13 protein-coding genes are annotated in these 12,255 nt (G+C 67.6%); 11 read left to right on the forward strand and 2 right to left on the reverse strand.

Translation table 11 applies throughout. From position 1 onward, the window contains the following. Positions 1-12 precede the first annotated feature (12 nt). The 3 genes from KBO27_RS15460 (at position 13) to mnmA (ending at position 3,770) form a co-directional block, all read left to right on the forward strand. A complete protein-coding gene (locus KBO27_RS15460) occupies positions 13-1,389 on the forward strand; it encodes an MFS transporter (protein ID WP_307870428.1) in 1,377 nt (458 codons plus the stop codon). 62 nt (positions 1,390-1,451) lie between these two features. Next, a complete protein-coding gene (locus KBO27_RS15465) occupies positions 1,452-2,678 on the forward strand; it encodes a cysteine desulfurase family protein (RefSeq protein WP_210970664.1) in 1,227 nt (408 codons plus the stop codon). A 3-nt stretch (positions 2,679-2,681) separates the two neighbouring features. Next, entirely contained in the window at positions 2,682-3,770 is a 1,089-nt protein-coding gene (mnmA, locus tag KBO27_RS15470; RefSeq protein WP_210970665.1) for a tRNA 2-thiouridine(34) synthase MnmA, read from the forward strand. Here the strand turns inward: mnmA and KBO27_RS15475 are convergent. Together KBO27_RS15475 and KBO27_RS15480 are read right to left on the reverse strand one after the other, a co-directional pair. Beyond that, positions 3,751-3,990, reverse strand: coding sequence for a hypothetical protein (locus KBO27_RS15475; RefSeq protein ID WP_210970666.1), 240 nt, complete (start codon positions 3,988-3,990; stop codon positions 3,751-3,753). The two genes, mnmA and KBO27_RS15475, sit on opposite strands and share 20 nt — an antisense overlap. After that, a complete protein-coding gene (locus KBO27_RS15480; RefSeq protein WP_210970667.1) occupies positions 3,987-4,199 on the reverse strand; it encodes an HC3 family zinc finger protein in 213 nt (70 codons plus the stop codon). The genes KBO27_RS15475 and KBO27_RS15480 overlap by 4 nt, the downstream gene beginning before the upstream one ends. A gap of 122 nt (positions 4,200-4,321) precedes the next feature. Between KBO27_RS15480 and KBO27_RS15485 the strand changes: the two genes are divergently transcribed. From KBO27_RS15485 to KBO27_RS15520, 8 genes are all read left to right on the forward strand, one after another. Beyond that, positions 4,322-5,176 carry a helix-turn-helix domain-containing protein gene (locus tag KBO27_RS15485; RefSeq protein WP_210970668.1) on the forward strand — a complete coding sequence of 285 codons (855 nt, stop codon included), beginning with the start codon at positions 4,322-4,324 and terminating at the stop codon, positions 5,174-5,176. After that, on the forward strand, positions 5,176-5,373 hold the full coding sequence (locus KBO27_RS15490; RefSeq protein ID WP_210970669.1) for a DUF397 domain-containing protein: 198 nt from the start codon (positions 5,176-5,178) through the stop codon (positions 5,371-5,373). Before KBO27_RS15485 ends, KBO27_RS15490 begins: the two co-directional genes overlap by 1 nt. A gap of 824 nt (positions 5,374-6,197) precedes the next feature. Further along, on the forward strand, positions 6,198-6,977 hold the full coding sequence (locus KBO27_RS15495; RefSeq protein WP_210970670.1) for a hypothetical protein: 780 nt from the start codon (positions 6,198-6,200) through the stop codon (positions 6,975-6,977). Continuing rightward, entirely contained in the window at positions 6,974-7,174 is a 201-nt protein-coding gene (locus tag KBO27_RS15500) for a DUF397 domain-containing protein (RefSeq protein ID WP_210970671.1), read from the forward strand. Before KBO27_RS15495 ends, KBO27_RS15500 begins: the two co-directional genes overlap by 4 nt. 101 nt (positions 7,175-7,275) lie before the next feature. Next, on the forward strand, positions 7,276-7,722 hold the full coding sequence (locus KBO27_RS15505) for a YbaB/EbfC family nucleoid-associated protein (RefSeq protein WP_210970672.1): 447 nt from the start codon (positions 7,276-7,278) through the stop codon (positions 7,720-7,722). 2 nt (positions 7,723-7,724) lie between these two features. Then, positions 7,725-8,042: a type VII secretion target gene (locus KBO27_RS15510; protein WP_210970673.1), complete on the forward strand. Its 318-nt coding sequence runs from the start codon at positions 7,725-7,727 to the stop codon at positions 8,040-8,042. Continuing rightward, positions 8,039-8,740, forward strand: a complete 702-nt coding sequence (locus KBO27_RS15515) for a WXG100 family type VII secretion target (RefSeq protein WP_210970674.1) — start codon at positions 8,039-8,041, stop codon at positions 8,738-8,740. Before KBO27_RS15510 ends, KBO27_RS15515 begins: the two co-directional genes overlap by 4 nt. 9 nt (positions 8,741-8,749) lie before the next feature. Beyond that, positions 8,750-12,205, forward strand: coding sequence for a DUF6531 domain-containing protein (locus tag KBO27_RS15520; RefSeq protein WP_210970675.1), 3,456 nt, complete (start codon positions 8,750-8,752; stop codon positions 12,203-12,205). Positions 12,206-12,255 lie beyond the last annotated feature (50 nt).

The raw sequence follows: 12,255 nt of genomic DNA on the forward strand, positions 1-12,255 counted from the left end.
CAGGCTGGCGTCGTGGGCATCGTCGACGAAGACCGTGACCGTTCCGACAGCGCGCTGTGGCATCCGCAGCGCCGCGCCTTCACAGCCGGACTGATCCTGGTCATCACGCTCGTGGCGTTCGAGGCGATGGGACTGGGCACCGCGCTGCCCACGATCGTGGCCGATTTCCACGCAGCGCAGTGGTATGCGTGGCCCTTCACCGTCTTCCTGGCCGCCAGCGCCGTCGGAACCGTGATCGGTGGGCGGCTTTCCGACCTCCGCGGTCCGGCGCTGCCGCTGCTGGTGGCGCTGCCGTCGTTCGCGGTGGGACTGGTGATCGCCGCTGTCGCGCCGGGCATGGCGGTTCTGCTGCTCGCGCGGGTCGTGCAGGGCCTCAGCGGCGGTGTGCTCATCGTGGCCCTCTACGTGATGATCGCCCGCGTCTACCCGGAGCGGCACCGGCCGGCCGCGTTCGGTGCGCTGTCGGCGGCGTGGGTGGTGCCTGCGCTGATGGGTCCCTTGATCGCCGGGTTGCTGACCGAGCACGCGAGCTGGCGGTGGGTGTTCGGCGGCCTCGCCCCGCTGGTCTGCCTCGGAGCTGGGCTGTTGGTTCCCACGCTGCGCCGCTTCGGCGCGCCCGGTGCCGATCGCGCTGGGGCCCGGCCGGGGTTGCCGGTGGCCGCGGCGGGTGCGGCGGCCGGTGTCGTGGCGCTGAACTGGGCTGCGCAGGAGGTCTCCTTCCTCTCACTCGTGGTCGCGGTGGTGGGGTTGGGCGTGCTGGTCCCCTCATTGCTGCACCTGCTGCCGCGAGGGACGCTTCGCGCGCGTCCCGGGCTGCCGGTGATGGTGCTCTCACGCGGTCTGCTGGCGGGACTGTTCTTCACGGCGCAGGCCTTCGTCCCGCTGAGCCTGGCGGTGGTGCACGGTTTCTCCCCGTCGGCGGCCGGGGTCCCGCTGACGGTGGGTTCGGTGGGCTGGTCGGTGGGCGCTCTCTGGCAGAGCAGACAGCGGCGGTTTCGGAGGGAGCAGATCGTCGCGGCCGGGTTCGTCCTGGTGGGGGTCGGGGTGTTCGCGCTGGTGTGGGCCCTGCCGGTCTGGGGTGTGCCGTGGCTGGTGTTCGGGGGCTGGTTCGTCGCGGGGATGGGCATGGGAATTTCCGTCGCGACGACGGCGGTCGCGGTCCTGTCGCTGTCGCCGGAGACCGATCGCGGGTTCAACTCCTCGGCGCTGCAGATCTCCGACATGCTCGGGCAGGCGCTGCTGGTCGGGGCCGGTGGCGTGGTGGTCAGCGCGTTGGCCGGCGACGGGGCGCCGACCCGGGGTGTGCTGCCGCTGGATCTGCTGGTGCTGGTGGCGTTGCTGTCCGCTGCTGTGATGCTGCTCCGGGCAGGGCGGGTCAAACCGGTCTGACCTGCGTGTTCCGTCGGACCGCAGGGGAGGCGGCGGTCGGCTTGCATTACCCTGGATGAGCGATGACTTACCTCGACCACGCCGCTACGACTCCGATGCGGCCCGCAGCGGTGTCCGCGATGAGCGAGGCGTTGACCCGGATCGGCAACGCCTCGTCCCTGCACACCTCGGGTCGGAGGGCACGTCGGCAGGTCGAGGAGTCCCGCGAGGACATCGCCGACGCCCTGGGCGCCCGGCCCTCGGAGGTGCTGTTCACCGCAGGCGGGACCGAGAGCGACAACCTCGCGGTCAAGGGCATCTTCTGGGCGCGCCGCGCGGCCGATCCGGCTCGTCGCCGGATCCTGGCCTCCACCGTCGAGCACCACGCGGTGCTGGACGCGGTGGAGTGGTTGGCCGAGCACGAGGGCGCCGAGGTCACGTGGCTGGAGGCGGACGCGGCGGGACGGGTCGCGCCGGAGGTCTTCGAAGAGGCTCTGACCAGCGCCGATGATGTGGCGCTGGCGACGGTGATGTGGGCGAACAACGAGGTCGGCACCGTCAACCGGATCTCCGAGCTCTCCGCGATCGCCGACCGGCACGGGATTCCCCTGCACACCGACGCGGTGCAGGCGGTCGAGACGCTGCCGGTGAACTTCGCGTCCTCCGGTGCGTCGGCGCTGACCATGACCGGTCACAAGGTCGGTGGTCCTTACGGCGCCGGTGTCCTGCTGCTGTCGCGCGACGTCAAGTGCACGCCGGTGCTGCACGGTGGTGGCCAGGAGCGCGAGGTGCGTTCCGGGACCCTCGACACCCCCGGTGTGCTGGGGCTGGCCGCGGCGGTGCGCGAGGCCGTTGAGGTGCGCGAGTCCCACGCGGCGCAGTTGGCGAAGCTGCGCGACGAGATGATCGACGGGGTGCGCGCGGCCGTGCCGGACGTGGTGCTCAACGGCGATCTCGGCGACGAGATCATCGCCGGTGGGCCGTCCCGGCTGCCGGGCAACGCGCACTTCACCTTCCCCGGCTGCGAGGGCGACAGCCTGCTGATGCTGCTGGACGCCAAGGGGATCGAGTGCTCCACCGGGTCGGCCTGCACGGCGGGGGTTTCCGAGCCGAGCCACGTGCTGCTGGCGATGGGCGCCGATCCGAAGGCCGCGCGCGGGTCGCTGCGCTTCTCCCTGGGGCACAGCTCGACCGCGGCCGATGTCAAGGCACTCACCGATGTCATCGGACCGGTGGTGCAACGAGCGCGTAGCGCCGGGTTGGCCGGGTTGCGCCGATCTTCGGCGGCCTCGGCCGCCACGGAGGTGTGAGTCGTGCGAGTGCTGGCAGCCATGAGCGGTGGAGTGGACTCCGCGGTCGCGGCGGCGCGGGCGGTCGCCGCAGGTCACGACGTGGTCGGCGTGCACCTGGCGCTGTCGGCGAAGCCCGGGACGCTGCGCACCGGTGCGCGGGGGTGCTGCACCATCGAGGATTCCCGCGATGCGCGCCGCGCCGCGGACCTGCTGGGCATCCCGTTCTACGTGTGGGACTTCGCCGAGCGCTTCACCGAGGAGGTCATCGAGACCTTCGTCGGTGAGTACGCCGCCGGCCGCACCCCGAACCCGTGCCTGACCTGCAACGAGAAGATCAAGTTCGAGGCGTTGCTGGAGAAGGCGATGGCGCTGGGCTTCGACGCCGTCTGCACCGGCCACTACGCCCGTCTGTCCATGGTGGACGGTGTTCCGGAGCTGCGGCGCAGCCGCGACGAGGGCAAGGACCAGTCCTACGTGCTCGCGTCGCTGACCTCCGAGCAGCTGCGGCACTCGATGTTCCCGCTCGGCGGTTCGCTGAAGTCCGAGGTCCGGGAGGAGGCCGCCGAGCAGGACCTGGCGGTCGCCAAGAAGCCCGACAGCCACGACATCTGCTTCATCCCGGACGGCGACACCAAGAGCTTCCTGGAGAACAAGCTCGGCCAGGCCCCGGGGCAGCTCGTCGACGAGGAGACCGGCGCTGTGCTCGGCGAGCACACCGGCGTGCACGGCTTCACGATCGGCCAGCGCAAGGGGCTGGGCATCGACGCCCCCGCCGCGGACGGCAAGCCGCGCTACGTCCTGTCGCTCGAACCGGTTTCGGGCACGGTGAAGGTCGGTTCGCGCGAGCGCCTCGCGGTCACCGAGATCGACGCGAAGCGCCCGATCTGGCCGTCCGAGCAGCCCCTCGACGGCCCGACCGAGTGCGTCATCCAGGTCCGAGCCCACGGCGGCACGGCCGACGCGGTCGCCGAGTTCGACGGCGAGAACTTCACGATCCAGCTCCGCCAGGCCCTCCAGGGCGTCGCCCCGGGCCAGGCGGTCGTCCTCTACCGCCCGGACGAAGCGGGAGACCTCGTGCTGGGCAGCGGAATCATCTCCGCCACCCGCTGACCGCTTCGGTGTTGAGGTCGGCCGGGTCTTCACCCGGTGCTTCACCGCAGATCGTGGTGTGAACGCTCGTGAGCAGGGCGCCGAGCCCGGCCAGGACGGTTGCGGCTTCGGCGATGTGGGCTGCGTCGAGGCGGTCGGCGCCGACGTCGAACGCGAGGTCGTCGAGGAGCCACTGCGCTTGGCGGAGGCGCACGGCGAGGACCGTGGACTGCGCGGTCACCGCGCGGGAATCCCGGCCAGGCGAAGGGCTTCCCGGTAGCAGGTCGGGCAGGTGTCCCAGAACCAGCCGAACTCGCTGTTCTCGGCGACGAGCTCCTGCCCGCACAAGGTCGTGACCTCGGTGTCGGTCGGGTAGGAGCGCCCGTGCGGGTGCTCGTCCAGACTCGCGTGCCGCCGCCCCTCGCACGGCACCCAGTGGAACGGATACATCGGACTCCTCGGTTCTGCTCAGAGTGACTGGTTCCGCGAACCATGGTTTCGTGGTTGGGACACCTGATCAATTATCCGAAAGAGCGTTCTCACCTGCGGTTTCATCTGGATAAGATCGGTTCATGGCCCGAACCACCAAGGTGAATCCGCGTGCTCGCGCACTGGGAGCTGAGCTGCGACAACTACGGGAAGACGCCGGCTTCGGTGTTCGGGAGTTGGGACGCGCCCTGGGCGTTGGGCACACCACGATCTGGCGATACGAGTCAGGAATCAAGCCTCCGACGCCGGAAGAAGCGGCCAGCGTCCTCACTGCGATGGGAGTGAAGGGCGATCACAAGGACCGGATCATCGGTGATGCCCGTGCGGTTCGAGACCCGAACTGGCTGACGGCGGGCTTTCCCGGTGTGAAGGGCGAGCTCGCGGTGATGGCGGACTTCGAGCGGACGGCAACCGCAATCACCGAGGTTCAGATGCACGTAGTGCCCGGGTTGTTCCAGACCCGTGGGTACATGAGTTCCATCATGGGTCCGTTGCCCAGGGAGACGCGTGAAGCGCGAGTCGCGTTTCGGCTCAGCCGCCGGGAGGTCCTGGACGCATCGAATCCGCCTGAACACGTCGTCGTACTCGGTGAAGCGGCCCTCCGCGAGGTTTTCGGCGGTCCCGAGGTGATGGCTGAACAGTTGCGATACATGATGAAGGCCGCCGAACGCCCCAACGTCACGGTTCAGGTGCTGCCGTTCGGTGCGACGGAATGGCATCCAGCCCACGCGGGATCGTTCTTGCTGTTCGAGTTCGCCGACCAGGATCCGATCGTTCACCTGGAGCACTACCGGACGGCTGCCTTCCTGCGTAACGTCAAAGACGTTCGCGACTACCAGGAAGCCGTGCTCGATCTGCGACGACTGGCGATGACCCAGGCGGAGTCACGTGCTTTCATGAGCAGTCGTCTGCAGGAGATTGAAAGCGAGTTGCTCTGATGGCGTTACGCGAACCGACGAACTGGCGGAAGTCGTCGCGATCTCACCAGGAGACAGCGTGCGTCGAGGTCGGTTCCGTGGGGTCTGGCGCTGCGGTGCGGGATTCGAAGGACCGCGACGCCGGGTACTTCACGACGACCTCGCGGCAGTGGCGATACTTCGTCGATGCCGTCAAGTCAGGCAGGTTCGAGTTCTGACCGTGCGCTGACAAGCGAGCTGCAAAAGCAGCGCTCCGAATCCCTAGCGCTGCCGCCGTGGTGTTGGGCTCGTGTTAAAGGGCGGTCGGCCGCTGCGATCTTGACAGGTCGGGATTGGCGGCTTGGCGCGTTCGCATGCCCACCTGTGGTTCGTGAAGAACGTTTATGGAAGTTTGCGGGAAACGACTCCGGGCGATGGGTTGACTCTGAGACTCTTGGCTTCATGGGGGAGGGCGTTGGTGATTGCGCCTTTCCTGGTTTCGGCTTTCATCCTGGGGTTATCGACGCGAGTCTGGGGGTTGCGTTGCGAGACAGGCCGCTCACTTCGGTACGACAGACGCTGGCTGCCTTTTTGGCTAGCTGCTTGGTGACGTCCGGCGCGAGTATCGCTGCCGCGGAGACCGATGAAGGAGGTTCGACGGGCGTCATAGGCGATGCAAGTTTGGCGCGATGGCGCAGGACAGAACCCAAGAGCCGCATCCGTTCCAGCATCAGGGCGACTATGTGCACACTAGCGCGAACAACGTCGATGCCTCTGCGCACGGTTGGTGGACTACAAACGACCCTTACTTGCTTGGTAAGACAGGTACGGTGACTGTGGAGCTGCAGTACCTCGGTGCGGATGGGCTGTGGCGTACTGTCGTAACAGGCCCTCCGCGCAGCATTCTGCCGAACCAAACCGCCAAGCGGGCTAACGCTCGAATCCCGTGCAGAACAACGACCCCGCTGGGTGATTGGCGTAGCGTTGTCGATGTGGATATCGACGGTGTAATCGACGATTCGAATGTGCTTATAACTGCTGTTCGGCCGTTACCATGCCATCCATGACGGCATCGAAGACTCTTGGCAACTACCCGGCTTTCATCGTCGGTTTGCACGGTCGGCTGGAGTTGCGCCCGCTTGTGGCGAGTCAGTGGGAGCTCGGCGAGTTCGATGACGTGTACGGGCTGCTGGTCCAGCGCAGTGTTTCGCTGGGCGTGGCTGAGTTCGGATCGCGGGCTGATGCGGGAGTCCGCTGGCATCAGCACGAGGCCGGTGGCGATTGGACTCAGGACGGCTCTGTGCGTGAAGCGGCCTGGTTGCAGGCAGGGATTCTCGACGAGCGCGCGCGAGTGCCTGCTTGGCAAGCGATGATGTGCTTGAACGACGTGCTGAACCGGGTCGGGCGATTTGACCTGAGAGGTGTTCACGCGGTGCTCCCGCTGGGAGCGGACATCCTCGACAACGAGCACTTCGCCACCTCGCACCAATGGTTCACACGGGTCGGGCGCGGTGCCCCGGAAGAACTCGCGGTGTCCGTGTGCGCACCAGCGATGAACGAACTCGATCCGGCCGGTCTCGCGGCCGAGATGGAAACCCGCTCGCTTTCCACGATTGCCGCCGAGGTGCTGGATTCATCCCCGTCGGGGCTGCCGGATCCTGCCGCGTTCGAGGGGAGGTGGCATCTGGGCGACGATGTCGCGGAAATCAACCTCAGCTGCCGCGTTCCGGAGTGGTCTCTGGACATGGCCGGTTTCACCGCCGACCTGGTGTCGGATGCGGCACGAGTCTGCGGCGTCCGAGCCCCGACCGCGGTCTCGATTTTCCACTTGGCGGGGGCATGAGCAGCAAGACAAGACCGACGGGTTGGCGGAAGTCGACTCACTCCGGGCAGCAGGTGAGCTGCGTCGAGGTCGGCTCCGTGGGTTCTGGTGCCGCGGTGCGGGATTCGAAGAACCTCGATGCCGGGTACTTCACGACGACCTCGCGGCAGTGGCGATTATTCGTCGATGCCATCAAGGCAGACCGCTTCGAGCGCTGACGGTGCGCTGATCGCATCGTTTTGATCGAAACCACCCACGTGCACGCTCCGCGCTGCTTAGCCTTCGATCTTGAGGTTTGGGCCCCGAAGATCGGAGTGACATGGACGGGAACATCCTCGATCCGGACGGAGCGCACGAGCGTCTGGCTGCGTGGAAGGGCCGGATCGACAAGCTGGCCGCCGACACCCAGGCGATGAGCGAACAGCTCAAGGAAGTCCGGGTCACCGCGACGGATCCGGGCGGGCTCGTCGAGGTGACCATCGACTCCGCCGGTGCTCTTTCGGACATCAAGCTGACCGGCAAGATCAAGAGCAGCGACCCGAACGCGGTCTCCAGCGCCATCATGGCGACCTTCGCTGCGGCGAAGAACCAGCTGGCCCAACGCTCCCAAGAGATCATCGCCGACACAATGGGCACGGATTCCGCCGCGGCGCGGGCGATCGCCGACAGTGTCGGTGCGCAGCTGATCACCGATCGGGAACCCGCCCCGGCGCAGCATCCCGACGACGAGGACAACGAGAACCGGTCGTTCATGGAGAAGTGGTAGCCGTGGGCGACGGTTACACCGTCAACGCGGAGCAGATCCGGGCCCACGCCGCCAAGGTCGAGGAGATCCAAGCTCGCTTCGACGCGGTGAAGTCCGCCAGCGCGCACATCACGCAGGACGACCAGGCCTACGGCCTGCTGTGCGGGTGGATCTCCGGGATTCTCGAAGGTCGTCACGCGAGGCAGGACGAGCTGCTGTCGTACGTGGCCGAAAACCTCTCACTCGCCGCGGAATCCTTGCGCGCCGCCGCGGACGACTACCAGGGCATGGATGAAGACCACGCGGCGCAGATCAAGTCGTCCGGCGGAGGTATGCCGTGAGTGACAACTCGCTGGTCGCACCCGTCGAATCGACCCGCAAGCCCTGGACCGGTTCGAGCATGGCCGAGAGCGTCGAAGGCCTGGTCACGGCGATCAAGAGCGAAGGCTGGGTCGACGACGCGCTGGCCGGAGTCGGAGCCGGCCTGGAAGTCGCGTCCGCTGTCCTGGACCCGTTCAGCGCGTTGCTGTCCAACGGGCTGGGTTGGGCGATGGAGTACTTCGAGCCGCTGCGCGAGATGCTCGACGAGCTCACCGGCATGCCTGACGTGGTCCGCTCCCACGCGGCGACCTGGAACAACATGGCCACCGAGCTGGCCTCCATGGCCGAGGACCTCAAGTCGAGCCTGGAGAGCGACCTCGGCGAGTGGAAGGGCGTCGCCGCCGACGCCTACCAGCAGATGATGGGCAACAACGTGCAGGCCATCGGCGGCCTGGCCGCGATCTCGGCCGCGATGTCCTCGGCGACCGAAGGCGCGGGAGGCCTGGTGGAGATGACCCGCGAACTCGTCCGCGACCTGATCGCCGACCTCGTCGCCCGGGTGATCGTCTGGGCCGTGGAGGCCGTGTTCGTGGTGACGATCCCGGTGGTGGCGGCGCAGATCGTCTCCGCGGTGGCCAAGTGGGCCGGGCGGATCTTCACCTACATCACCGGTCTGATCACGAGCCTGACCAATCTCACCAAGCTGCTCAACGGATAAGGGGAATCCGTGGCGAAGACCAAAGGCCCTGGTGGCACGTCGAAGCCGGACGGGGACGCCGGTTCCAGCAGGCCACCGCAGCGCGTCGGCAGCGTCGACGCGAGCAAGAGCGTTTCCAGCGCTCAGGACGCCACCCACCAGTTCGCCCAGGGTGGACGGGCGGGGGCCAGCGGCAGCTCCAACCCGGCGGGGGCGAACACACCACCTCCGGCGCGCACCGACCCGGCCGGGAGCACGCCGAGCGGCAGGACCGATGACGGCGGTTTGCAGGATCGGAGCCCGGACCCGCAGAACCCGACGACGGACGCCGACAAGCGCCACACCGAAGGCGATCCGATCGACGTCGCCAGCGGCGAGATGATCCTGCAGCAGACCGACGTCGAGCTGCAGGGAGTGCTCCCGCTGGTGCTGAGGCGGACGCACCTGTCGTCGTACCGCGTCGGCCTGCGCTTCGGGCAGTCCTGGACGTCGACGTTGGATCAGCGACTGGAGCTCGGCAGCGCAGGCGTGTCCTTCGCCGCCGAGGACGGAAAACTGCTGCTGGCTCCGACGCCGGCGGTCGGTGCCACCGTGCGATTCGCCGGTTCCCAGCACGAACTCACCCGTGGGGACGACGGTGGCTACACCCTCACCGAATTCGACAGCGGCCGGAAACTGCTGTTCGCGCCCGGTGGCGAGGTCTTGCCGCTGACCGCGATCGTGGCTCGCAACGGGGACCGGGTCGAAATCGACCACGACGAGACCGCAACACCGGTCGAGGTGCGGCACTCCGGCGGCTACCGCATCCGCGTCGAATCCGACGACGGTCTGATCACCGCCCTGCACCTGCGCGACGCCGACCACGGCGACGACGTGCTGCTCATGCGCTACGTCTACGCAGACCGCAGGCTGACCGAGGTCATCAACGCCTCCGGTCAGCCGATGCGGTTTGGCTACGACAGCGACGGGCGCATCACCAGCTGGGTCGACCGCAACGACAAGTGGTACCGCTTCAGCTACAACGCCGAAGGCCGCGTCGTCGCAGGTGAGGGCTCTGGCGGGTTCCTCAGCGGCACCATGGAGTACGACCGCGAGAACCGGATCACCCGCTGGACCAACTCGCAGGGCGCGAGCACCACCTACCACCTCAACGAAGCCGGCCAGACGATCCGCGCGATCGACGCCCACGGCGGCGAAACGCTGTCGGAGTGGGACGAGTTCGACCGGCTGCTGTCCCGGACCGACCCCCTCGGCCGCACCGTGCGCTACGACCACGACGACAAGGGAAACCTCGTCGCACTCACCCGGCCCGACGGAAGCCAGGTCCGCTTCGAATACAACGAACTCCGGCTTCCCACCACGATCATCGCCCCCGACGGCTCGGTGACACGACGCGAATACGACCGCCACGGCAACGTCACCCGCGCCATCGACCCCACCGGCGCCATCACGACCTACACCTACGACGAGCAAGGGCACCTTTCGCGCATCACCGACGCGATGGGACACGTTCAACTCGTCGAGACCGACGCGGCGGGCTTACCCGTCGCCGTCACCGACCCGCTCGGAGCAAGGACGCGTTTCGTGCGTGACGCCTTCGGTCGGGTCACGGAGATGATGGACCCGCTGGGCGGGGTCACCGGGTTCGGCTGGACCGTGGACGGCAAGCCCGCGTGGCGAACCCTGCCCGACGGAGCCACCGAACGCTGGATCTACGACGGTGAAGGGAACCTCCGTTCCCACATCGACGCGCTCGGGCAGGAAACCCGCACCGACGTCACCCACTTCGACCTGCCCTCCGCGGAGATCCGACCCGACGGCACGCGCCTGACCTTCGGCTACGACACCGAATTGCGGCTGGTCAGCGTCACTAACGAACTCGGCGCGGTGTGGCGCTACGACTACGACGCCGTCGGCAACCTCGTTCGCGAAACCGACTTCAACGGCCGAGTCGTCGCCTACGAACACGACGACGCCGGGCAGCTCACCACGCGAACCAACGGTGCGGGCGAGGTGACCTACTTCGCGCGCGACCCGCTCGGCAACGTCATCGAGCGCCGCAGCGGTGCCGTCACCTCGACCTTCACCTTCGACCCGCTCGGCCGCCTCACTGAGGCGATGGACGGTGACACGCAGGTCACCTTTCACCGCGACCTCGCGGGAAGAGTTCTCGCGGAAACGATCAACGGGCGCACCGTCGCCTCCGCCTACGACGCGCTCGGCCGCCGGGTTCGCCGCCGCACTCCGTCCGGTGCGGAGAGCATCTGGGAGTACGACGGGAACGGTCGTCCCATCGCGCTCAACACCGCCGGCCGCACGCTGCGGTTCGGCTATGACGGCGCGGGCAACGAGATCCAGCGGCAGCTCGGGCCGCAGGCGGTCCTCGCCCAGGCGTGGGACGCCAACCACCAGCTCGTGTCGCAGACGATCACCGGTGCGTCCGGGCGTGAGATCCAGCGACGCGGCTACACCTACCGAGCCGACGGCTACCTGACCGGCCTCGAGGACACGCTCACCGGGCCACGCACCTTCGAACTCGACCGCACCGGCCGGGTTACCGCCGTCACCGGAACCGGCTGGACCGAGCGCTACGCCTACGACGCCGCGGGCAACCTCGCCCACGCCACGTGGCCCACCCAGCCGTCCGCTGGCGGCGAGGAGATCGGCGACCGCGAGTACAACGGCACCCTCATCCGCCGAGCGGGAAACGTCCGCTACGAGCACGACGCTCAAGGCCGCGTCGTGCTCCGCCAACGCAAACGCCTCTCCCACAAGCCCGAGACCTGGCGCTACTTCTGGGACTCCGAGGACCGCCTGATCGAAGTCCTCACACCCGATGGCACCCGCTGGCGCTACCGTTACGACCCGCTCGGGCGCCGATTCGCCAAGCAGCGCCTCACCCCGGACGGCGCGGGCGTGGCAGAGCAGATCGAGTTCACCTGGGACGGCACCGTCCTCGCCGAACAAGCCCACACCGACGGCGTGCCGAACGGTCCCCAGCTCGGAGACCGACGAGTGACGGTCTGGGAGTACGAGCCGGGAACATTCCGCCCACTCATCCAGGCCGAACGTTCCCAACTCCGCAACGCGCCCCAGCAGTGGGTCGACGAGCAGTTCTACTCGATCGTCACCGACCTCGTCGGCACCCCAACGGAGCTGGTCAACGACCAAGGCGGAATCGCCTGGTTCCACCGCACAACCCTCTGGGGCCTCACCGCAGACCAATCCCGCACGGGTGCCTACACACCCCTCCGCTTCCCCGGCCAATACGCCGACCCGGAGACAGGGTTCAACTACAACTACCAGCGGCATTACGACCCGTTCAGCGGCCGCTACGGAAGTGCTGATCCCATAGGGCTTGTCGCTGGTCCTCAGCCGTATAGCTTCGTTCGAAATCCGCTGGCCTTTGGGGTCTTTCGCAGGAACGGTGTTTCCAGCGTGTTGATCAGTAGGTTTCGGCGTCCGGCCAGCGGTCACCGAAGGTGATGGCGAAGGCGTCGAGGACTGGCTTCCAACGTATCGTCCATCGGGTGCGG

This window comes from Saccharopolyspora endophytica (assembly GCF_018070075.1).
Taxonomy (GTDB): Bacteria; Actinomycetota; Actinomycetes; order Mycobacteriales; family Pseudonocardiaceae; genus Saccharopolyspora; species Saccharopolyspora endophytica.

Bases quoted from the DNA above. Each gene is read 5' to 3' on its own strand.
- KBO27_RS15480 (WP_210970667.1), bottom strand. From the start codon at position 4,199: ATGTATCCGTTCCACTGGGTGCCGTGCGAGGGGCGGCGGCACGCGAGT.
- KBO27_RS15465 (WP_210970664.1), top strand. From the start codon at position 1,452: ATGACTTACCTCGACCACGCCGCTACGACTCCGATGCGGCCCGCAGCG.
- KBO27_RS15505 (WP_210970672.1), top strand. From the start codon at position 7,276: ATGGACGGGAACATCCTCGATCCGGACGGAGCGCACGAGCGTCTGGCT.
- KBO27_RS15485 (WP_210970668.1), top strand. From the start codon at position 4,322: ATGGCCCGAACCACCAAGGTGAATCCGCGTGCTCGCGCACTGGGAGCT.
- KBO27_RS15490 (WP_210970669.1), top strand. From the start codon at position 5,176: ATGGCGTTACGCGAACCGACGAACTGGCGGAAGTCGTCGCGATCTCAC.
- KBO27_RS15495 (WP_210970670.1), top strand. From the start codon at position 6,198: ATGACGGCATCGAAGACTCTTGGCAACTACCCGGCTTTCATCGTCGGT.
- KBO27_RS15500 (WP_210970671.1), top strand. From the start codon at position 6,974: ATGAGCAGCAAGACAAGACCGACGGGTTGGCGGAAGTCGACTCACTCC.